The sequence below is a fragment of the Brevundimonas sp. genome (assembly GCF_029945885.1).
GTDB lineage: Bacteria > Pseudomonadota > Alphaproteobacteria > Caulobacterales > Caulobacteraceae > Brevundimonas.
Map to the genome: position 1 here is coordinate 153,253 of NZ_JAQSDK010000026.1, position 21,538 is coordinate 174,790.

The window sequence follows — 21,538 nt, forward strand, 5'->3', positions numbered from 1 at the left end:
GTCCGGACAGGCTGCCGGACCCGTGCAACGGGTGATCAAGGCGGCGGCCTGGTGAGGGGGCGCTACGCCTGTCAACCACCGATCGGGTCGGCGTCAGCCGTCCTGTCGGGACTGAACCAGGGCCAGAATCCGGCTGGAGGCGGCCTCGGGTGAGCAGGTGGTGGTGTCGATGTGAAGGTCCGGCGATTCCGGTGCCTCATAGGGGCTGTCGATGCCGGTGAAATGGGGCAGCTGACCGGCCCGGGCCTTGGCGTACAGACCCTTGGTGTCGCGCTGTTCGGCGACGGCCAGGGGGACATCAACGAAGATCTCGATGAACTCTCCCGGTGCCATGCGTTCACGCGCCATCTGCCGTTCGGCACGGAAGGGGGAGATGAAGGACACCAGGACGATCAGGCCGGCCTCCGTCATCAAACGGGCCACTTCGGTGACCCGCCGGATGTTCTCGACCCGGTCGGCGTCCGTGAAGCCGAGATCGCGATTGAGTCCGTGGCGCAGGTTGTCGCCGTCCAGAAGAACCGTGTGCAGGCCCTGGTCCAGCAGCGCCTGTTCGACCCGGTTGGCGATGGTGGACTTTCCCGCACCCGACAGCCCGGTGAACCACAGGACCATCGGCTTCTGCCGCTTGAGCGCGGCGCGCTGGTCGCGGCTGACATGCAGGGCCTGGGGCCGCACATTGGCCGAGCGATGCAGGGCGCGGGTGATCATGCCCGCGCCAACGGTTTCCTCGGTCATCCGGTCGATCAGGATGAAGCCGCCCAGACTGCGGCTGGTCATATAGGGTTCGAACGCGATGGGCGTGGTCACCGCCACGACGCAGTAGCCGATGTCATTGAGTTCGAGCGTGCGCGCGGCCTGGTGTTCGCCGGTGTCGACGTTGATGCGGTGGCGGATGTCACTGACCTGGGCCGGCAGGGTCGTGGTGCCCAGCTTAAGCCAATAGGAGCGGCCGGGCAGCAGCGGCCGGTATGACATCCAGACCAGATGGGCCTCGAACTGGTCGGCGACCCCGGGTTGCCTGTCCGCTGCGACGATGAGGTCGCCGCGCGAGACATCGACATCGGGGATCAGGGCCAGGGTAACGGCCTGGTGACGGCCGGCGGTTTCCAGATCTCCGTCGCGGGTGACAATCCGGTCGACCGTAGCGGCCACGCCCGACGGCAGAATATGCACCGCCTGGCCGGGGCGAACCTCGCCGTCGGCGATCCAGCCGGCGGCCCCCCGGAAGTCAGCATGGGGCCGGATCGTGCCCTGGACCATCATTCGCAGTGGACCCGTCGCGGCGGCGTCCAGCCGTATGGCGCGGAGCCAGTCCATCAGGGTCGGGCCCTGATACCAGGCGGCCTGGTCGCTCCGGGTCGCGATATTGACGCCATGGCGGGCACTGATCGGGATGGCGGTAACGTCGTCGAGCCCGAGTTCGGCAGCGAAGCCGCGAAAGTCGGCGCGGATCTCGTCGAACCGATCCGGTGACCAGTCCACCAGATCCATCTTGTTGACCGCCAGAACCAGTCTGCGCACGCCCATCAGCGCCAGCAGACGACTGTGTCGGCGGGTCTGGGTCAGAATGCCGTTGCGGGCGTCGATCAGAACCACGGCCACGTCTGCGCCGGAGGCCGCCGTGACCATATTCCGCGTGTATTGCTCGTGTCCGGGCGCGTCGGCCAGGATGAAGCGCCGGTCGCCGAGGTCGAAATAGCGATAGGCCACATCGATGGTGATGCCCTGTTCCCGTTCGGCGGACAGGCCGTCGACCAGCCGGGACAGGTCGGGATCGTCGCCGAGGGCCAGCAACTGGTCCTCGGGCACGGCACCCGCGTCATACAGAAGGCGGCCGATCAGGGTCGATTTGCCGTCGTCGACCGAGCCGCAGGTCACCAGCCGGACCAGGACGTCGCACGCCGGGGCTCTGGATCCGGTCATCAGAAATAGCCCTCGCGCTTCTTCTGTTCCATGGAGGCTGCCGGGCCATGGTCGATGACGCGGCCGAGGCGCTCGGAATGCCGGCTTTCGCGAACTTCGCGAAGCACAGCGTCCAGCGTGTCCGCCTCGCTCTCCACCGCCGCGGTCAAAGGGTAGCAGCCCAGGGTGCGGAACCGGACGCGGCGCATCTGCGGCACCTCGCCGGGCTGCAGGGGCAGGCGATCATCATCGGCCATGATCAGCGCCCCCTCGCGCACCACGACCGGACGGTCGGCCGCGAAATACAGCGACGGAACGGCCAGGCCTTCGCGCTCGATGTAATTCCAGACGTCGATTTCCGTCCAGTTGGACAGGGGGAAGGCGCGCAGTGACTGACCGGGTGCAAGCCGGGTATTGTACAGGTTCCAGAGCTCGGGCCGCTGCGCCTTGGGGGACCAGCCCTGGGTCGCGGACCGGATGGAGATGATCCGTTCCTTGGCCCGGCTCTTTTCCTCGTCGCGGCGTGCCCCGCCGAAGGCCGCATCGAATTGATTCTGTTCCAGTGCCTGTCTCAACCCCTGGGTCTTCCAAAGGTCGGTGTGCACGCCGGGGCCGTGGTCGAACGGGTTGATGCCTTCCGCCTCGGCGGCGGGGTTGCGATGGACGAGCAACTGCATTCCGGCCTCGGCCGCGACCCGGTCGCGGAAGGCGTACATCTCGTGAAATTTCCACATCGTATCGATGTGCAGGAGTGGAAAAGGCGGGGGGGCGGGGAAGAAGGCCTTCCGGGCGAGATGCAGCAGGACGGCTGAATCCTTGCCGCCTGAAAACAGCAGGACCGGCCGCTCGCGCTCGAATGCGACTTCGCGAAACACGTGGATGGCTTCGGCCTCGAGCCGGTCCGCCAGATTATCGTTCCGCCGCATGGCCCACCCTGAAACGCACGCCACCCGTCGCCCGGTCGTGCACAGCATCAGACCATTCCGCGGGGCGGCTTCGGGGAAGGATGTGCGCGAAACCGGGCCGGCCGTCCAACTTTAACTGGCCCGGGCCCCGGCCGGCGCGAGGGTCAATTTGCCAAGCCGTGCGTCATCTGGCTCCATCCGGAGGCCCGTGAAAGCCGCCTCTGGCGGCGTGAGGGTGTCAATCCGCTGCGACGCCCGTGGACTGGACTCATCGCGCAATCAGGGGTCAGGATCAGCAGATGTCCCGCCCGCTCATCTTTCTGGATTCAGACAGCGCCCTGAGCCTGCAGGATCAGGTCCGTCGCAAACTGGTCGAGGCGGCCTGCGCCGGGGCGTTCCCGGCCGGACAACGGCTGCCGTCGTCGCGCGCCCTGGCCACCCAGCTGGGTGTGGCCCGCAATACGGTGACGCTGGCCTATCAAAAGCTGCTGGATGAGGGGTTGTTCGTCAGCCGCGAGCGCAGCGGCATCTATATCGATCAGGACATGGTGCGGGGGCTGACCGCCGTCGAGACCGTGGCGGGGGGGCGGGATCCGGTCCGTGAATCGCGTTGGCAGGGGCGGTTCAAGACCGGTGACGGCGGCGCACCGGCGGCGCGCCGGACGCCCAACTGGCATCAGTACCCCTATCCCTTCATCGACGGGGTCTTCGACGCCTCGCTGTTTCCGGTCGCCGAGTGGCGTGAGGCCAATCGCCAGGCGCTGACGGTCGATGACATCAGCCAGTGGTCAATCGACGCCGGTGACGCCGACGATCCCATGCTGATCGAGGAGATTCGCACCAAGGTGTTGCCGCGCCGGGGCATTCAGGCGCGGCCTGACGAAATCCTGATCACGGTCGGCACCCAGCAGGCGCTGTCGCTGCTCACCCAGATGTTGATCGATGCAACCACGGTCGTGGCGGTTGAGGACCCGGGCTATCCTGACCTGCGCCGGATGGTGGCCAGCCGCGGGGCCCGGACCATCTACCAGCCGGTGGACGACGAGGGCGTGGTGGTCGATCGCCGGCTGGATGACTGCGACATCCTCTATGTCACCCCCAGTCATCAGTTTCCGACGGGCGTGATGATGACCCGCGGGCGGCGGGAGGCCCTGCTCAAGAAGGCGGCGGCGCGGAACATGGTGGTCATCGAGGACGATTTCGACTGCGAGACCAACTACCTCGATGAAGCCTGTCCGGCGCTCTACAGTCTCGATCCGAACGGGCAGGTCATCTATGTCGCCAGCCTGTCCAAGATTCTGGGGCCGGGCCTGCGCATGGGATTTGTGGTCGCTCCTGCGGAGGTGATCACCGAACTCCGGCGTCTGCGGACGCTGGCGGTGCGTCATCCGCCGCTCAACAACCAGCGGATCGCGGCCCATTTCCTGGCGATGGGTCACTACAATGCGACGATGATGCGGTTGGGGCGGCTGTTCCGGGAGCGCCGCACGGCCCTTCGCGATGCCTTGAACCACTACCTGCAACAGTCGGTGGCGATCGGAACCCTGCACGGCGGCGCGGCCTACTGGGTGCGGGGGCCCGACCACCTTGACGTCGATCGACTGGCCGTCGCCGCGGAGAGGCGAGGGGTACTGATCGAGCCGGTCGGCCCCTATTATGCCGACGGAACAGCCCCCCGGAACATCTTCCGCCTGGGGGTCACCAGCCTGCCCCTCGACCGGATCCGCGAAGGGGTGGCGATATTGGCTGATCTGATGCGCGACCTTCCCGGGGTGTCGCCGATCTTCCCCCATTCGCCGGACGGCTATCTCGGTGGCGATGCCCTTCGGCTGGCCATGACCGGGGCGACGCTGCTGTGCAAGACGGTCTATGGCGACCCCTGCACGATCGAGCTCCATCCGGACGGTTCGATGAGCGGTCGGGCCGGCTATGCCAATGAGGACTGCGACGTCGGCCGCTGGTGGGTGGAGGGCGATGTCTGGAACCGCCGGTGGAACCGGTGGTCCTATAGCGAGGTCGCCGGCTTCCAGACGATGATTGTCGATGATCGGATCGGCTGGTTCGATGCCGATAACCGGCTTGTGGACTCAGCCGTAATCCGCCGCGGGGGGACGATATAGGTCGTGGGGCCAAAGGGCGGGATGCGGACGTCATCGTCAAAATCTGGCACCATAGAACAAGCGTGACTGGCGCTATGTAGCGCGGGTCTTCGCCGTCACAGTTCCTTCACTGGGCCGAAAGGTCCGATGCGGGAGATGACATGCGACCCTTCGGAATCGCCGGCCTGCAGCTTGAACTGGCCAGGGCGGACAACTGCGATCGCATCGTCGCCGAGATCGCGGCGGTCAAGGCGCGTCTGCCCTGGGTGGACATGATCGTGATCGGTGAACTCGCGCTGTTCGGTGCCGGAGTCAGTAACGCCCAGTCCCTGCCCGGACCGGCGGAGGCGAAGATGTGCGAGGCAGCCCGCGCCGCCGGGGTGTGGCTGGTTCCCGGTTCGCTGTTCGAGACGGTCGGTGACCGCGTCTACAACACCGCGCCGGTTATCGACCCGGGTGGTCAGGTCGTGGCCCGCTATCGCAAGATCTATCCGTTCCGGCCCTATGAGCAGGGGGTCACGGCCGGGGACGAGTTCGTGGTCTTCGATGTACCCGATGTCGGCCGGTTCGGCCTGTCGATCTGCTACGATATGTGGTTCCCCGAAACCACGCGGACCCTGACCTGGATGGGGGCCGAGGTCATTCTCCATCCCGGGATGACCAATACGATTGATCGCGACGCCGAACTGGCGATCGCGCGGGCCAGCGCCGTGACCAACCAGGTCTATTTCGTCGACATCAATGTCGCGGGCTCCCTGGGGGTCGGCAAGTCCGGCGTGTTCGGTCCCGGTGGCGAGGTGATCCACGAGGCAGGCTCAGGCCATGAAGTCATCGCGGTGGAATTGGACCTCGACCACGTCACCCGGGTGCGCGAGCGCGGCTGGCACGGCCTCGGGCAGCCGCTGAAGAGTCTGCGCGACACGCCCATCGAATTTCCACCCTATCGGGACGGCTTCGCAGCCTCGCCCGCCTTCGCCGACCTGGGGCCGCTGGAAAAGCCCCGGTCCGCCCATCCGGCCCCGCCGGCGTTAAGAGTCGTCAAGACCTAGAGGCGCGCCGCGGCGCGAGATCGAACACCACAAACAACCGTTTCAATCAGGGGGAAGCAGAATGAACAGGTCAAATCTCAGGAATGCGGCATCGATCGGTGCCTTGATGTTGGGTCTCGGCAGCGCGGGCGGGGCCATGGCCCAGAGCAGTGCGCCGGCCCGGGTCGATGACATCGTGGTCACGGCGACGCGCCGTGAGACGAGCGTCCTCGATGTTCCCTACAATATCTCGGCGGTATCGGGGACGGCGATCGAGGCGGCCAAGATGGCCGACAGCGCCGAACTGATGCGTGGCATTCCCGGGGTGTCGGTTGTCGATCGCGGATACCGTAACTCCGGCGTGGTCAACAACGTTCTGATCCGGGGCATCAACGTCGACAGCAATGCACTGGGTGACTACGCGGTTTCCAGCGTTGCGCCCGTCTCGACCTATCTCAATGACACGCCGCTGCTCGCGGGATTCCTGCTCAAGGACCTGGATCGCGTCGAGGTCCTGCGTGGCCCGCAGGGCACCCTGTATGGCTCCGGTTCCCTCGGAGGGACGGTGCGCTACATCACCCGGGCCCCGAAACTCGGAATCTTCGAGGGCGCAGCCTCGGTTACCGCCAGCCAGGTCGAGGGATCGGGCAGTATGGGCTGGGCCGCCGACCTGACGCTGAACATACCGCTGGGTGACACGCTCGCCTTCCGGGCCACGGCCAGCCAGATCGATTATCCGGGCGTCACGGACTATGTGAATATCTATCAGCTGGACGCCACCGGAGCCCCGGTCGCGCCGAGCGGACTGCTGTCGTCGGATGCGGCCTATACGAGCAAGGCGGACGCGGACACGGTCGAGATCTGGTTCGCGCGTGCCGCCCTGCGCTTTGAGCCCAATGACCAGTTCAACGCCACGCTGAGCTACAGCCAGCAGTCCGACGAAATCGGCGGGCGGCGTCAGGTAACCCGCGGTGCCGACGGCTACGGTAATGTCTACGGTGAGTACGAGAATGGCTCGGTCCAGCTGGAGCCGTCATCGCGCGACGTGGCCCTGGCCAGTCTGGAGATGAATGTTGATCTGGGCTTCGCTACCCTGACCTCGTCGACCTCGCACTATAAGCACGAGGGCGAAAGTCTCAGTGAAAACACTGGATTCTATGCACAATTCGGCTTTCTGAGCTTCTATTACAACTACCCCCGACCGATGGCGACGGCCGAGCGGGCCTATACGGATGAGGCGACGATCCAGGAGTTGCGGCTGGTCTCGTCGACGGGCGGGGCGTTCGATTATGTCGTCGGGGCCTACTACAATGACGACACGCTGGATTCCTCGCAGAATAGCTATCTGCAGGGCTTCAAGCGCTGGTGGGATCTGTGGAGCGGCTTCCCGTCGGCGGTGTCCGGCGATCAGGACTTCCTGTACCGCCGCCACGAGAGCTTCACCGACAAGGCCGTCTACGGCGAGCTGACCTGGCACGCGAATGACACCCTGTCCCTGACCGGCGGTGTCCGCTGGTTCGACAATGAGGCGATCAACGACACGGTGATCGACGTGCCGCTCTACACCTCGCTGAGCCAGCCGGTGACGGCGCATTTTGAATCGTCCGAAAGCCGGGCCCTGTTCAAGGGCAACCTGTCCTGGCATTTCAGCGACAGTGGCCTGTTCTACGGCACGATTTCGGAAGGCTACCGTCGCGGTGGCTCGAACGCCGTCCCCCTGACGGGCAATTTCGCCGAGGATCCGCGCTGGCAGATCTACGGCTCGGACTCGGTGGTCAACTACGAGGCGGGCGTGAAGGGGCGACGGGGGGATCTGACCTATGACGCCGCCCTGTTCTATGTCGACTGGGACGATATCCAGCTGAACACCGCGACGCCGAACTGGGGCTTCTATGTCGTCCAGAACGGCGGCAAGGCGCGCAGCTATGGTCTCGAGACCTCGATCGACGGACGACCGACCGATGCGCTGCACTATTCGGTTGGCTACACCTATACCAATGCCAAGCTGAGCGAGCCTGTGCTCAGTCCGCTTGGAACGGTGCTGGGAGCGGACGGATCTTCGCTGCCCGGCACGCCCGAGCATGCGGTGACCCTGTCCGGCGATTACACCTGGTCGCTGGCCGGAGATCTGAGGCTGGTTGCCCGGGCCAGCGGCTACTACCAGTCGTCGACCCGCAATGCGATCGGCGGCCCCACGTACAATACCGAGCTGTCGGGCTTCACGCTCTGGAACTCCTCCGCCACGATTTCGCGGGGTCCCTGGGCCGCAACCCTGTTCGTGAAGAATATCTTCAACGAGGATGGTGTGACCGGCGAGTTCACCGAGGCCTACATGGGCACGCGTCCCTCGGTCGGTTACTACGGCAATGCGTCCAAGAAGTTCATCTCCCTGCCGCGGACCATCGGTCTGTCGCTCGACTACAGCTTCTAGGACGGAAATGGTCGACGTGGCGGTCAGGAGCGGTGTGATGGAGGAGTTGGGCGACGTGGCCCGGCTTATCCGGAGCGGCCGCATCGGCGAGGCTCTCGCCCGCCTGACCGCCATCGAGGCCGACGCCGGCGGCGATGGCGTCCTGCTGCAGCACCTCGGCGAATACTACACCCATTGCGGCAAGCCGGCGGACGCTGCCCGTTGCTATCGACGGGCGGTGACGCTGACGCCCGATGATCCCGGCTGTCTCTATAATCTGGCCACGGCCCTGATCGCGACGGGGCAGACGAAAGAGGCCGAGGGGCTTCTGGATCGCGTCGTCATGCTCAATCCCGGCGACGGGGACGCCTGGCAGAACCGCTCGACCCTGAGACGCCAGACACCGGAGGCGAACCATGTCGCCGGTCTGCTCGAGGCCGTGGCCCGGGCGAGGCCGGGACCGGAAGAGGTGGCGCTCTGCCATGCCCTGGCCAAGGAATATGAGGACCTCGGTGAGGCCGGTCCCAGTTTTGACTGGCTGAAGCGCGGCGCGGACCGGCGGCGGAGTCTGCTCAGCTACCAGGTCGAGGCGGATGTCGCGGCCATGGCGCAGATCGCCGACGTCTTCGACGCCGGGCTGATGGCTCAGCCAGGGGCCGGCTGCGCCGACACCGGACCGGTCTTCGTGCTGGGCCTGCCACGCAGCGGCACCACCCTGGTCGATCGCATCATCAGCTCGCACAGCGCGGTCGAGAGCCTGGGCGAGATCAATGATTTCGCGCTCAGCCTGATGCGACTGGCCGGCGATGCGGCGGGGAAGGGCGACCTGATCCGACGTTCGTCCAGGCTGGATCCCGAGGCGCTGGGTCGGGCCTATATCGACAGCACGGCCGGCTATGGCGCGACGGCACCGATGCTGATCGACAAGACGCCGGTCAATTTTCTCTACGTCGGCCTGATCGCCCGTGCCCTGCCGAACGCGCGGATCGTCCATCTGCGGCGGCATCCAATGGACAGCGGCTATGCCCTCTACAAGACGCTGTTCCGGATGGGCTGCCCCTATTCCTACGACCTGAAGGATATCGCGGCCTATATGCTGGCCCACCGACGGCTGATGGACCACTGGCGCACGGTGCTGCCGGGGCGGGTGCTGGACGTCGACTATGAGGCCCTGGTCACGGATCAGGAGACGCAGAGCCGTCGGATCATCGCGCACTGCGGGCTGGACTGGCAGGACGCCTGTCTGCGCTTCCACGAAAATACGTCACCGGCGGCCACGGCCAGCGCCGCCCAGGTGCGCCAGCCCATTCATGCGAAATCGGTCGGCCTGTGGCGGCGCTACGGCGAACAGCTCACGCCCCTGGCCACCGCCCTCGTGGCGGGTGGCATGGATCCGGCGGAGCTGGCCTGATGTCCCGCCTAATGTCCTGCCTGACGTCCGGGATGGCCGGTCTGGCCGCGGCGCTCGCCCTGGCGAGCCCGGCCCTGGCCGGGCCGATCTTCGTCGACGACTTCCAGGACGGTCAGGCCGATGGCTGGGCCGCGACCGGCGACGGCGACGTGCGGCTGACCGCCTATCAGGATAATATCTCACTGCGGTTCACGCGACGGGCCGAGGCGCTGACGACGGTGTCGACGCGTGGCTTCGGTGACGTGGTGGTGGCGGCATCGCTTGCCGGACAGTCGCTGGGCCGGGGCGATGCCTGTCTGGCGGAGGTGTCGGGTGACGGCGGCGCGACCTGGCAGACGGTCGTGCGGCTGGAAGATGACGGCGACGACGGTGTCACCCTGGTGAGGGGCGAGATCGCCCCGAGCGGCGGCGACGACAATGCTGGGCTGATGATCCGGTTTCGGGCCATGGGCGGCCTGACGACCCTGTGCTGGGGCGACGCCGTAACCGTGACGGGCGAGGCACTGGCTGCCGCGCCGGACGCGCGACCAACGGTGGACGCTGTGCTATCGGGCGCGCGTTTCTCGGCCCCGGTGGACCTGTCGGGGTTCGCGGCTCCGAACGATGCCGTGTCTCCGGCCGGTCGCGCCTCGTGGCAGCTGACGCTCGATGTCGCCCGGGCCGATATGACGCTGAACGTCCTGAAGGACGAGACCGACGACGGTCCGGTCGAGAAGGCTGATCGGGCCACATTGCCGGCCTTCGACTTCGCCCTTGTTCAGGACGGCGGACGGCTGATCCCGCTGCGGCGCGGACCGGTCGTCAGCGGGCATCCGGAGTGGGACTGGGTTGTCGAGCCGGGGCGGGTCTGGGTTGACGATCATAACCCCGGCTGGCTGCGGGCGGCGCTGCCCTTCGCGCTGGAGGAGCGTAACGCCAACTGCCTGCATAACGGCGTGCTGACCTTCCGCTTCAAGCCCGGCGGGTCGACATCAGCCGCCGTGTTCGAGGTCGCCTCGGAGACCTGCGCCTATCTGAAATTCGATGCCTGGGGGCAGGCTCCGGCGCGGCTGCAGCCGGCCGCAGACACGGACGCGGATGCGGTTGTGGCGGCCTATGAGGCCGAGATCGCCGCCCGTCTGCCTGTGCGGCCGCTGTCCGATCTGGAGAGTCTGTATCCCGGCTTCGATGCGTCACGGCTGGCGCTGGCCGCGCCGGTCGACGGCGATCCGCAGGCGGCCTTCGGGCTGGTACTGGACGGGACCCACTATGTCGGCGGCTGCCGGACCCGGCACGGCGACTATCCGTTCTGCGCGGTGCTGGACCTGCCGTCCTATTCGACCGCCAAGTCGATTGTCGGCGGGGTGGGCCTGATGCGGCTGGCGGCCCTGTATCCCGGCGTGACCGAGGCGCGGGTTCGCGACCATGTCCCGGCCTGTGCCACCGGCCGGACCTGGGACGGAGTCACCCTGACCCACGCCCTCGACATGACCACGGGCATCTATGGCTCGACCGCCTTCGAGGCCGACGAGAACGCCCCGTCGATGGGCCGGTTCTTTGACGCCCCGGACCACGCGACCAAGATCGACGAGGCGTGCGGTCTGCATGGACGTCGCACCGCGCCGGGCCAGACCTTCGTCTACCATACGACCGACACCTATCTGCTGGGCACGGCCATGGCCGATATCGTTCGGGTACGGGGTGATGCTGATCTTTATGACGATCTCATCGCGCCCGTGTGGCGGTCACTCGGGCTCAGCCCGACCATCATGGACACACGCCGGACGGCGGATGCCGCGCGCCAGCCCTTCACCGGCTGGGGACTGACCTATCATGCCGACGACATTGTCCGCATCGCCGGATGGCTGGCCGACGGAGCCCGGATCGACGGTCGCCCGATGCTGGACGAAGGCCTGCTGTCCGCCGCCCTGCAGCGGGAGCCGACGCCGTCGGGCCTGCCCGCCGGCCTCCCGGGCTTCCGCTACAAGGCCGGCTTCTGGGCCCGTGATCTCGCCCCGGTTCTCGGTTGCCGCGCGCCGCTGATGACGCCGTTCATGTCCGGCTATGGCGGCATCTCGGTGGTCCTGCTGCCGGGGGACATGACCTTCTATTATTTCGGTGACAGCGGGGTCTTCGACTGGGCACCGGCCGCCGTGGAAATCGCCAAAATCAAGCGGATGTGCCCATGACCGACGACGCCCCCGCTGCGCCCGCCGTTTCGGGCCGCTTTCCCAAGGTGCCCGAGAACAGCCTGCTGGCCAGTGTGCTGCTGTCCTTCCTGGCCACCGCCGGCCTGTTCTATGTGAACATCATGGCCGCCCTGGTCGACGGACTGATCAGCGGGGCCGGACTGACTCCGAAGGCGGCGGGTCTGGTGGCCTCGGCCAATGTCTATGGCGCGGCCGTGGGGGCCCTGACGGCGGTGTTTATCATCCGCCGCCTGCCCTGGCGTCGCACAGCCATCACCGTGCTGCTGCTGCTGATCAGTGTCGATCTGGTTTCGACCCTGATCAAGGTGCCCGAGCTGCTGATCGCGATCCGCTTCGTGCACGGGATCATCGGCGGCCTGCTGGTCGGCGTGGCCTTTGCGGTCATCGCACGGACCCGGACGCCGGACCGAACCTTCGGCATGTTGCTGGTGGTTCAGTTCGGACTGGGGGGGCTGGGGCTGATGTTCCTGCCGCGTCTGGTGCCGGTGTTCGGCCATGGCGTCCTGTTCATGGCCCTGGCGACCTTCAGTGCCGTGACCCTGGCCATGCTGCCCTTCCTCGGCGAATACCGGGCCCCGCCCAGGCCGGCCCCGACCGCCACCAAGGCGGTGGTTCGCTGGATTCCCCTGGTCCTGGCCTTTGCCGGTATCTTCCTGTTCCAGGCCGCCAATATGGGACTGGCCGCCTATATCATCGGCCTGGGCAAGGCATCGGGCCTGACCCTGGGCTTCATCACCGACACGCTGGGGGCGGCCAACTGGATCGGGGCCCTGGGCTCGGTAATGGTGGTGATCCTGGGCCTGAGGTTCGGCCGGGCCCGCCCGTTGCTGCTGGGCCTGGCCCTGACCCTGGTCGGGACCTGGGCCTTCCATTTCGCCCATCTCCCCATGGTCTTTCTGGTCGCCAACATCGCCACGGCGGTCACCTGGGCCTTCGTCATTCCCTATCTGCTGGGTATGTGCGCCGCCTTCGACAAGGCCGGCCAGATGGCGGCCCTGGGCGGCTTCTTCTCGAAACTGGGCCTGGCTTCAGGTCCCGCCGTCGCTGCGTTTGTCGCCGGCGGGGGAGAATACCAGGGACTGATCACCCTGGCGGCGGTCGGACTGCTGTGCAGTGGGCTGGCCGCGCTCACCCCGGCCCTGTTGCTCGACCGACAGCGACAACCGGCCTGACCTTTCCCAAATCCGGAGACGCCCGAGCGTCCTCCATCCAACAATTTCTATCGGAGCTCACGCCCATGTCCATGAATGCTGACCTGTTGTCCCGTCGTCTGGCCGCCGTGCCGCGCGGCGTCGCCACCGCCACCCCGATTTTCGCCGCCCGGGCCGAGAATGCCGAACTGTGGGACGTCGAGGGCAATCGCTATGTCGATTTCGCCGGTGGTATCGCCGTGCTCAATACCGGCCATCGTCACCCGCGCGTGCTGGAGGCCGTCCGTGCCCAGCTGGACGCCTATACCCACACGGCATTCCAGGTCGTGGCCTATGAGCCCTATGTGGCACTCGCCGAGCGGCTGAACGCCCTGGCCCCGTTCAAGGGACCGGCCAAGACCATCCTGTTCACCACCGGGGCAGAAGCCGTGGAGAACGCGGTCAAATTGGCCCGGGCGGCGACCGGCCGTCCGGCGGTCATCGCCTTCACCGGCGGTTTCCATGGCCGGACCATGCTGACCATGGCCATGACCGGCAAGGTCGCGCCCTACAAGCGGCTGTTCGGTCCCCTGCCGGCCGAGGTCTATCACGCGCCCTTTCCGGTGCCGCAGTACGGCGTCACCGTCGAGGACAGCCTGCGGGCGCTGGAATTCCTGTTCCGCGCCGATGTCGAGCCTGAACGGGTCGCAGCCATCATCCTCGAACCCGTGCAGGGGGAGGGGGGCTTCCAGCCCGCGCCGCCGGAACTGCTGCGGGCCCTGCGCGAGATCTGCGACCGGCACGGCATCCTGCTGATCTCTGACGAGATCCAGGCCGGGTTCGGCCGCACCGGCAAGATGTTCGGTATCGAGCACAGCGGCGTCGAGCCGGACCTGATCACCGTGGCCAAATCCCTGGCCGGGGGCTTCCCTCTGTCGGGGGTCATCGGTCGGGCCGCCATCATGGACGCGGCCGAGCCGGGTGGTCTGGGCGGCACCTATGCGGGGCCGCCGATCGCCTGCGCCGCCGCCCTGGCGGTGCTGGACGTCATCGCCGATGAGAAATTGCTGGAGCGGGCCAATGCCCAGGGCGAGCATATCAAGGGCCGCCTGCACGCCATGAGCCGTCGCAACGATCTGCTGCCGATCGCGGCCATCCGGGGACCGGGCGCGATGGTCGGGTTCGACATCGTCCGCACGCGCGGCAGCCACGATCCGGACGGAGCCGCCGCCAAGGCGGTCACGGTCCGGGCGCTGGAGAAGGGGTTGATCCTGCTGTCGTGCGGCGTGTTCGGGGAAACCATCCGCCTGCTGGCCCCGCTGACCACGCCCGACGCCATCCTTGATGAGGGTCTGGACATCCTCGAGGCCTCGCTGGAGATGGCATCCTGATGACGACTCACGACACGGCTGAACGGGCCCGTCTGGCCCTGGCGCGTCCCGACCTGCTTCGGGAAGCGGCATGGATCAACGGCCGCTGGGTCACGGGCGCTGCCGACATTGCGGTCACCAATCCGGCGACCGGCAAGGTGCTGGGCAGGGTGCCGGCGCTGGGGGCGGCGGAGACGCAGGATGCCGTGGCCGCGGCCCACGCCGCCTTCCCGGCCTGGGCTGCGCGGGCAGCGAAGGAACGGGCCGCCATCCTGCGCCGCTGGTTCGAACTGATCATGGCCCACCAGGACGATCTGGCCCGGCTAATGACCGCCGAACAGGGCAAACCTCTCGCGGAAGCCAGGGGCGAGGTGGCCTATGCGGCCGGCTTCATCGAATGGTTCGGCGAGGAGGCCAAGCGCGCCTATGGCGAAGTGATCCCGGGCCATCAGGCCGACAAGCGGATCGTGGTCCTGAAACAGCCGGTCGGGGTGGTGGCCGCAGTGACGCCGTGGAATTTCCCGGCGGCGATGATCACCCGCAAGGTCGGCCCGGCCCTGGCCGCCGGCTGCACCGTGGTGCTGAAGCCCTCGGAACTGACGCCGTTCTCGGCCCTGGCCCTGGCCCTGCTGGGCGAGGAGGCGGGGCTGCCGGCCGGGGTGTTCAACATCGTCACCGGCCATCCGGCCCCGATCGGCGAGGTGATGACCACGGACTCCCGTGTCGCCAAATTCACCTTCACCGGCTCGACGCCGGTCGGCAAGATGCTGGCGGCCGCCTGTATGGGCACGGTCAAGCGGGTGTCGCTGGAACTGGGCGGCAATGCCCCCTTCATCGTCTTCGACGACGCCGATCTCGACGCGGCGGTCGAGGGGGCCATGGCCTCCAAATTCCGCAATACCGGCCAGACCTGCGTCTGCGCCAACCGGCTGCTGGTCCAAAGTAGTGTCTATGACGCCTTCGCCGAAAAGCTGGCGACCCGCGTGAAGGGACTGCGGGTCGGCGACGGCCTCGACGGGCCGACCGACCAGGGGCCGCTGATCAATGCGGCCGCTGTCGACAAGGTGGCGCAGCATGTCGCCGACGCCCTGGATGGCGGCGCGAAGATCCTGACCGGCGGGGTCCGTCGTGGCGAAAGCGGAACCTGGTTCGAGCCGACGGTCCTGACCGGGGTTTCACCGGACGCGCGTCTCAACCGCGAGGAAACCTTCGGGCCGGTCGCCGGACTGGTGCGGTTCGGGACGGAGGCCGAGGCCCTGGCCCTGGCCAATGACACCCGGGCGGGTCTGGCCTCCTATGTCTTCACCCGGGATCTCGACCGGGCCTGGCGGGTCGGGGAGGGGCTGCAGTACGGGATGGTCGGGCTGAACACCGGTCTGATCTCGACCGAGGTGGCCCCGTTCGGCGGCATCAAGGAGTCCGGCCTGGGCCGCGAGGGCTCGCATTTCGGTCTGGACGAATACCTGGAGCTGAAGATGATGTGCTTCGGCATCAGCCCCGCCGCCGACGGCGGCTAGACCTCCAAAGGCACTGACCGCTGTCATTCCGGCCGATGATCCGCCTCGGTCCAGGGCGGGCGGCCGGTTCCCTTCAGGCGCAGATCTGGAAATCGAAAACCCGGAATTCGGTCAAAGCCACCCGCGCCCGGTGCCGGCCGCAGGACGATGAGGAGGCATCACCCCGCGCGCTGGTCCACACAATCCCGAAGGCGGTTCCGGGCAACGCTGCCGTCGCGCCATGCCATGCGGAATACCTCGCGACGGCCTGTGGAGTCTGCTTTCTTCAGGCCCGCCGAAAACGGTCGGCGGCTGAGGTCGACATGGATGGTGACGCGCTCGATCAGCGAACGTCGCCATCTGATGCGGTCGAGCTGCGGCTTGATGTCGAGCGCGCGACCCGCCAATTGTCCACGACCGAGCGGATCGTGCTGCGGCATGTTGTGCAGCCCGGCTTGAGCCACGATGAGGTAGCCTGTGTCCTGGCAATGCCGCTCGGGACGGTGAAATCCCATACGAAGCGCGGAAAAGCCAAGCTGCGCGCACTGCTGGCGGACTGGCAAGCGACATCCCGTGAGGAGGTTCGGAAATGAAAGAGGAGATAGGAGACGTTTATGACGCCATGCTGCGCGAAGATTTCGAAGGGCCGGTGCCGGACGGCGGCTTTTGCGATCGCGTGATGGATCAGCTGCCCGCCCGACGGCGTCCCATTAATTGACCCACGACTGCCGGAACCGTCGCCGGTTTGGCGACATGCGGGTTCAGCCTTTGGTCTGCTCCGATCACCCATATGGGTTGGCGGGGCTGGTTCTCCGGAGATCCGTCCGTATCTGATATCGGGCTCTTCATCTCAATGGGGCGCGTGGCGATTTTGGCGTTGGCCTGGGCAATCGCCGAGGCTGATGATCGAGACGATCCTTCGTTCCGGGGAAGCATCCGATAAAGGGTGCTGTCAGTCCAACGCCGACAGGTCTCCACCAGGGGCGGACTGCACCGCTGACGGGGATGACAGATCGTGAAGTGGGGCGGGTGGGCTGACCGCATTCGGTATCCGAACCTTCAGGTCGCCCGGTGCCGGGCATCACAGCGACGCCATCCCGCCCCATGGAAAAGGGGGGCGGGTCGCAAACCCGGAAGCGGTGGATGACAAACCCGTCAGCGCAGGGCATGGACGGACCATGGCCTACGATTTCCGTCTCAGTCCCGACGCCCCCTACAACGTCTACAATCTGGGCCCGGAGGCGGAGCCGCTGATCGTGGTCGACGGTCTGATGGCCGAGCCGGACCGGATGGTCGATTTCGCGGCTGACGAGGGGTCATACGGTCCGGCCGGGGCGGCCTATCCGGGTATCCGCTGCACCATCCCCGAAACCTATATGCTCAATGTCCATGGGGCGCTGAAGCCCCTGCTTCAGTCAGTGTTCGGCGTGCCGGTGGAGCAGCCGATGTCGTTGAGCGCCTCCTATTCGATGATCACCCAGCCCGCGCGGGAGATGCGGCATGTTCAGCGGGTGCCGCATACCGACCGTACGGGCCCGCATGATCTGGCGATGGTCCACTACCTGTGTGGTCCGGAGTTCGGCGGCACCGCATTTTTCCGCCATCGGTCCACGGGTTTTCAGCGCCTGACACCGAACAATCAGTCGATCCACGATATGGCCCTGAGCCAGGAGCTGAAGACCCGGGTCTTGCCGGCACAGTTTCCGGATGCGGACCATCCCCTGTATGAAAAGGTCGGCCACGTTGAAGCCCGGTTTGACCGTTTGGTTGTTTACCGGGCCGGCATCCTGCACTCCCCGGACATTCATCAGGATTCGCATTTTTCAGCGGATCCGCGCCTCGGCCGGCTGACGGTCACCGCCTTTCTGTTCGCCTACTGACGATGAGGCGCTACCAGCCGTCCTTCTGAATCGGGAGGGTCGCCAGTCCCTCCAGCCACAGGGTGTGGGAGGGCAGGTTTGCGGTGATGTCCGCACAGGCCTGTTCGAGCTGCGGAAGATGGGCACCGGGCTCGGCGACCCAACGGGCGGCATTGGCGGCGGCGGCCGGGCCCGGCTTACCGATCCCGTACAGGATATGCTGCCAGCTGGCGTGTCCGAAGAGGGGGCGCTGCGAGCTGATGTCCTCTACCGACGGGTGGCGGTCGGCCCAGAGGCCGAGCAGCATACGGACGCGGGGCGGCATGTGTTCGGGGCTGGTTGCAGCCTGCCAGAAGGGGGTGTCGCGCCGGCCGCTCAGTCCGTAGTGGGCGGAGATGAAGTCACGAAGGCCATCGTAGTGCTGGCCGACGACCTCGTTGAAACGGTCGCGGGCGTCGGGGTTCAGCCCCGACAGCGGAAAATGCCGGACCAGCATCTCCAGCCCGTATTCGACCATGTGCAGGCCGGTGGACTCGAGCGGTTCGATGAAGCCGCCGGCGAGGCCGAGGGCGATGACATTGCCGGTCCACGCCTTTTCGGCCCGGCCGATGCGCATCGTCAGATGGCGGGCCGGCACGTCGTCCGCCAGGCCGGTCGCCGCCCGCAATTCGGCCTCGGCCTCGGCCGGCTTGATGTGGGCGCTTGAATAGACATAGCCGAGCCCCTCGCGGTTCTGCAGGCCGATGCGCCACATCCAGCCCGCCGACAGGGCCCGGGCACGGGTCATCGGCGGGATCGGGGTCTCCGGATCGTGCGGGGCGCGGATCGCCACGGCCCGGTCACACAGAAGATGGTCGGCATAGGAGAGGAACGGTGACTTCAGGGCCTTGCCCAGAAGCAGGGCGTTGAACCCTGAGCAGTCGAGGAACAGGTCGCCGTCCACCGTCGTCCCGTCGCCGAGATCGAGGCCGAGGACGTCACCGTCCTTCTGCCGCACACCGACGACATCGCCGGTGACCCGTTCCACGCCGCGGGCGAGCGCGACCTCGGCCAGCAGGTCGCCATAGGCCTCGGCGTCAAGGTGGTAGGCGTAGGGAAGGACCGAACTGTAGTCGGGATCGATGAGGCGCTTGGGCGACAGGCCGGCGCGGGCGAGCTTCCACTGGATGCCCGCCTCATCCGCGAAGGTGCCGGCGATCCCCTGCGACCAGCGCGCGAGCCAGGACGGCCCGGCGTTCATGCCCATCGCAGTGTCGAGCGCCTCGAAGGGATGGAAGCATTTTTCTCCGACCGACGACCAGTCCTCGAACTCGACCCCGTGTTTGAAGGTGGCCGAGGTCCGGGCCATCAGCGTGGCTTCGTCGATACCGATGAAGCGGGCGAAGTCCCGGATGGACGGAATGGTCGCTTCGCCGACCCCGATCCGGCCGATGGTTTCGGACTCGACGACCGTGATCCTGAGGCGGCGATCGCCCGGGCGGTTGAAGGTCCGGTCGAGATAGGCGGCGCTCATCCAGCCGGCGCTGCCGCCGCCGAGAATGACCAGATGTTCGGGAAAGGAGGCGGGGCGCATGACGAATTTCCAGTGACGCGGTCCTGAGTTGCACCGCGAGCGTCCTTGCGCAAGCAACCCGGCCGGATCGCGCCTCGTTTCGGGCCTTGCTGCGCCTAACTTATTCTCCTGACAGGAGAATAAGTGCGATCGTCCCAGATTTGGGACGACTGCTGACTATCTAAATCCTTGATGACAGGTTAACTGGCCCTGCTCCCGCGCGTTCGTTCGGCGAGTCTGTATGTTGGGGTCGCTTTCCGTCCGGAGCCGATCCAGGGGCGACCACCATGACCAAGATCACCGTCCGCGGCTCCCTTGCCGCGCGTGCGAACCCGCACGCCCTTCGCGCTCGATCCCATGGTTTCCGGCGCATGGGGCTGCTGGGCAGTACGGCGCTGGTCGGTATTGCCCTGACGACAGGTGTCGCCCAGGCGGACGAGTTCACGGCCAACAGCACCGCCTCCCTGATCGCAGCCATCAATAGCGCCAATGCGAACCCCGGCGTGGACACCATTCGGCTGACCGGCGACGTGACCCTGAGCGGGCTGCTGCCCACCCTCAGCGACACCCTGGTGATCAATGGTGGCGGCTTCAGTCTCAGCGGCGATGGTGCCTATCGGATCTTCTATGTCGACGCCGGTACGAACGCGATCGACATCACCAATTTCGGCTCCCTTTCCGGCGGTCAGGCCAGCGGCGGTGCCGGGGGCAACCTGGCCGGTGGCGGTCTCGGAGCGGGCGGGGCCATCTTCGTCAATTCCGGCATGGTCAACGTCAGTCAGGTCAGCTTTGAGAACAATGCCGCGACCGGCGGTGCCGGCGGCACCGTGTCGGGCACGGTCGGTGGCGGCGGCGGTGGCGGTCTGGGCGGCGCGGGTGGCAGCGGATCGGCGGCCGGTGCCGCGGGCGGCGGCGGTGGCTTCAGTGGCGGCGGCGGCGGTGGCGGCGGCAGCAGCACCGAGGCCTCCTACTATGCCAACACCTATTCACCGGTCGCTGCGGGGGCCGGAGGGGCCGGCGCGGACGGTAGCGGCGGTGCCGGCGGCGTTAACGGCGCGGGAGCCGGCGGTTTCGCCGGCGGTAGCGGCGGCGCGGCCATTTCCGTCTCCAGCTATGCACCCACATATGCGTATAGTGCCTACTATGCGCCGTATTATTATGTAGCGTATTACGGATACTCTTATTGTTCGGCCGGATATTCATACTGGTCTGGTAATTGTCTTGGGTACTATACTTACTACACGGCGTATCAAGTTTATGCTGGCCATGCGATTGTTGGGTACTATCAGTATCAATCCGGATCAGTCGTAACCCAGGTCGCGGTCGGCGGCGGTGGTGGCGGTGGCGGTGCCGAAGGTGGCGGCACCGGAGCGATTGCGCCGAGCGCCTATCTCGGCGGCGGCGGTGGCGGCGGCGGCGGCCTGACTGGCCTGGGCGGTGCAGGAAGCGGCGGTACCGGCGGCCTCGGCGCCGGCGGTGGTGGCGGCGATAATACGAACACCCTGGGGGGTACCGGCGGGCTGTTCGGCGGCGGCGGCGGCTCGGTGGGCACCGGCGCGGCCGGTGCCGGCGGCTTCGGCGGCGGCGGCGGTGCCGGTCAGGACGGACAGGCCGGGACCGGCGGCGCGGGCGGCTTCGGAGCCGGCGGCGGCAGCGGTGGCACGAACGGTGTCAACGGTCTCGGCGGGACCGGCGGAGCCGGGGGTTCGACCACCAGCGGCGGCGGCGGCGCGGGTCTGGGCGGCGCGATCTTCGTGCGGTCGGGCAGTCTGACGCTGGGGGCCGGTGTCTCCAGCTCGGGCAGTGCGGCTACCGGCGGACTCGGCGGTGCTGGCGGTGCCGGCTCGGGGTCCGACCTGTTCCTGACCCAGGGCACCAACACCACACTCGCCCCGGGTGCTGGCCATACCATCGCCCTGACCGGTTCGATCGGTGACGACAGCAGTGGCACGCTTGCGGGCGGTACGGGTCCGGGGGCCGCGATCACCATCGGGGCGGGCACCGTCTCCCTGACCGGGGCCAACACCTATTCGGGCGGCACGACCGTCAATACCGGCGGCACCCTGACGGGCACGACGACGGGCATCCAGGGCAATATCGTCAATGACGGCGCGGTGGTCTTCGACCAGTCGGTGGCCGGCGGCTACAGCGGCGACCTGAGCGGCACGGGCGGCGTGGTCCTGGCCG

Annotated in this window: 14 protein-coding genes and 1 pseudogene; 12 read left to right on the forward strand and 3 right to left on the reverse strand. The window is 66.9% G+C overall.

What is annotated here, in order from left to right; genetic code table 11:
- Positions 1–93 precede the first annotated feature (93 nt).
- Both cysC and cysD read right to left on the reverse strand, forming a co-directional pair.
- Entirely contained in the window at positions 94–1,923 is a 1,830-nt protein-coding gene (gene cysC, locus PSV00_RS10575) for an adenylyl-sulfate kinase (protein ID WP_300446879.1), read from the reverse strand.
- Positions 1,923–2,828 (reverse strand): sulfate adenylyltransferase subunit CysD, encoded by a 906-nt coding sequence (cysD, locus tag PSV00_RS10580; RefSeq protein ID WP_300446881.1) that lies wholly within the window; start codon positions 2,826–2,828, stop codon positions 1,923–1,925. Before cysD ends, cysC begins: the two co-directional genes overlap by 1 nt.
- Positions 2,829–3,106: 278 nt before the next feature.
- Here cysD and PSV00_RS10585 point away from each other — a divergent pair, with 278 nt between their 5' ends.
- The 11 genes from PSV00_RS10585 to PSV00_RS10635 all read left to right on the forward strand — a co-directional run bounded on the left by PSV00_RS10585 (position 3,107) and on the right by PSV00_RS10635 (position 17,820).
- Entirely contained in the window at positions 3,107–4,927 is a 1,821-nt protein-coding gene (locus tag PSV00_RS10585) for a PLP-dependent aminotransferase family protein (protein WP_300446883.1), read from the forward strand.
- Between the two features lie 140 nt (positions 4,928–5,067).
- On the forward strand, positions 5,068–5,955 hold the full coding sequence (locus PSV00_RS10590; protein WP_300446885.1) for a carbon-nitrogen hydrolase family protein: 888 nt from the start codon (positions 5,068–5,070) through the stop codon (positions 5,953–5,955).
- 61 nt (positions 5,956–6,016) lie between these two features.
- A complete protein-coding gene (locus tag PSV00_RS10595; protein WP_300446887.1) occupies positions 6,017–8,365 on the forward strand; it encodes a TonB-dependent receptor in 2,349 nt (782 codons plus the stop codon).
- A gap of 16 nt (positions 8,366–8,381) precedes the next feature.
- Positions 8,382–9,755 (forward strand): sulfotransferase, encoded by a 1,374-nt coding sequence (locus PSV00_RS10600; protein WP_300446889.1) that lies wholly within the window; start codon positions 8,382–8,384, stop codon positions 9,753–9,755.
- The gene (locus PSV00_RS10605; protein ID WP_300446891.1) at positions 9,755–11,923 is read left to right on the forward strand and encodes a hypothetical protein; all 2,169 of its coding nucleotides are present in this window, start codon (positions 9,755–9,757) and stop codon (positions 11,921–11,923) included. Before PSV00_RS10600 ends, PSV00_RS10605 begins: the two co-directional genes overlap by 1 nt.
- Positions 11,920–13,116 (forward strand): hypothetical protein, encoded by a 1,197-nt coding sequence (locus PSV00_RS10610; protein WP_300446893.1) that lies wholly within the window; start codon positions 11,920–11,922, stop codon positions 13,114–13,116. Before PSV00_RS10605 ends, PSV00_RS10610 begins: the two co-directional genes overlap by 4 nt.
- 65 nt (positions 13,117–13,181) lie before the next feature.
- Positions 13,182–14,465 carry a 4-aminobutyrate--2-oxoglutarate transaminase gene (gene gabT / locus PSV00_RS10615; protein WP_300446895.1) on the forward strand — a complete coding sequence of 428 codons (1,284 nt, stop codon included), beginning with the start codon at positions 13,182–13,184 and terminating at the stop codon, positions 14,463–14,465.
- Positions 14,465–15,961: an NAD-dependent succinate-semialdehyde dehydrogenase gene (locus PSV00_RS10620; RefSeq protein ID WP_300446897.1), complete on the forward strand. Its 1,497-nt coding sequence runs from the start codon at positions 14,465–14,467 to the stop codon at positions 15,959–15,961. The genes gabT and PSV00_RS10620 overlap by 1 nt, the downstream gene beginning before the upstream one ends.
- Before the next feature lie 35 nt (positions 15,962–15,996).
- A complete protein-coding gene (locus tag PSV00_RS10625; protein ID WP_300446899.1) occupies positions 15,997–16,533 on the forward strand; it encodes a sigma-70 family RNA polymerase sigma factor in 537 nt (178 codons plus the stop codon).
- The gene (locus tag PSV00_RS10630) at positions 16,530–16,658 is read left to right on the forward strand and encodes a hypothetical protein (RefSeq protein WP_300446901.1); all 129 of its coding nucleotides are present in this window, start codon (positions 16,530–16,532) and stop codon (positions 16,656–16,658) included. The genes PSV00_RS10625 and PSV00_RS10630 overlap by 4 nt, the downstream gene beginning before the upstream one ends.
- A gap of 460 nt (positions 16,659–17,118) precedes the next feature.
- Positions 17,119–17,820 carry a DUF6445 family protein gene (locus PSV00_RS10635; protein ID WP_300446903.1) on the forward strand — a complete coding sequence of 234 codons (702 nt, stop codon included), beginning with the start codon at positions 17,119–17,121 and terminating at the stop codon, positions 17,818–17,820.
- A 10-nt stretch (positions 17,821–17,830) separates the two neighbouring features.
- On the opposite strand, the gene PSV00_RS10640 is transcribed toward PSV00_RS10635, so the two are convergent.
- Positions 17,831–19,372, reverse strand: coding sequence for a tryptophan 7-halogenase (locus PSV00_RS10640; RefSeq protein WP_300446904.1), 1,542 nt, complete (start codon positions 19,370–19,372; stop codon positions 17,831–17,833).
- Positions 19,373–19,638: 266 nt separating this feature from the next.
- On the opposite strand from PSV00_RS10640, the pseudogene PSV00_RS10645 reads away from it, so the two are divergent.
- A pseudogene (locus PSV00_RS10645) lies at positions 19,639–21,538 on the forward strand (hypothetical protein); the annotation flags it as partial.

What these genes read in the sequence shown, in the direction of transcription:
- cysC (WP_300446879.1), bottom strand. Translation starts at nt 1,923, where the DNA reads ATGACCGGATCCAGAGCCCCGGCGTGCGACGTCCTGGTCCGGCTGGTG.
- cysD (WP_300446881.1), bottom strand. Translation starts at nt 2,828, where the DNA reads ATGCGGCGGAACGATAATCTGGCGGACCGGCTCGAGGCCGAAGCCATC.
- PSV00_RS10585 (WP_300446883.1), top strand. Translation starts at nt 3,107, where the DNA reads ATGTCCCGCCCGCTCATCTTTCTGGATTCAGACAGCGCCCTGAGCCTG.
- PSV00_RS10590 (WP_300446885.1), top strand. Translation starts at nt 5,068, where the DNA reads ATGCGACCCTTCGGAATCGCCGGCCTGCAGCTTGAACTGGCCAGGGCG.
- PSV00_RS10595 (WP_300446887.1), top strand. Translation starts at nt 6,017, where the DNA reads ATGAACAGGTCAAATCTCAGGAATGCGGCATCGATCGGTGCCTTGATG.
- PSV00_RS10605 (WP_300446891.1), top strand. Translation starts at nt 9,755, where the DNA reads ATGTCCCGCCTAATGTCCTGCCTGACGTCCGGGATGGCCGGTCTGGCC.
- PSV00_RS10610 (WP_300446893.1), top strand. Translation starts at nt 11,920, where the DNA reads ATGACCGACGACGCCCCCGCTGCGCCCGCCGTTTCGGGCCGCTTTCCC.
- gabT (WP_300446895.1), top strand. Translation starts at nt 13,182, where the DNA reads ATGTCCATGAATGCTGACCTGTTGTCCCGTCGTCTGGCCGCCGTGCCG.
- PSV00_RS10620 (WP_300446897.1), top strand. Translation starts at nt 14,465, where the DNA reads ATGACGACTCACGACACGGCTGAACGGGCCCGTCTGGCCCTGGCGCGT.
- PSV00_RS10625 (WP_300446899.1), top strand. Translation starts at nt 15,997, where the DNA reads ATGATCCGCCTCGGTCCAGGGCGGGCGGCCGGTTCCCTTCAGGCGCAG.
- PSV00_RS10630 (WP_300446901.1), top strand. Translation starts at nt 16,530, where the DNA reads ATGAAAGAGGAGATAGGAGACGTTTATGACGCCATGCTGCGCGAAGAT.
- PSV00_RS10635 (WP_300446903.1), top strand. Translation starts at nt 17,119, where the DNA reads ATGGCCTACGATTTCCGTCTCAGTCCCGACGCCCCCTACAACGTCTAC.
- PSV00_RS10640 (WP_300446904.1), bottom strand. Translation starts at nt 19,372, where the DNA reads ATGCGCCCCGCCTCCTTTCCCGAACATCTGGTCATTCTCGGCGGCGGC.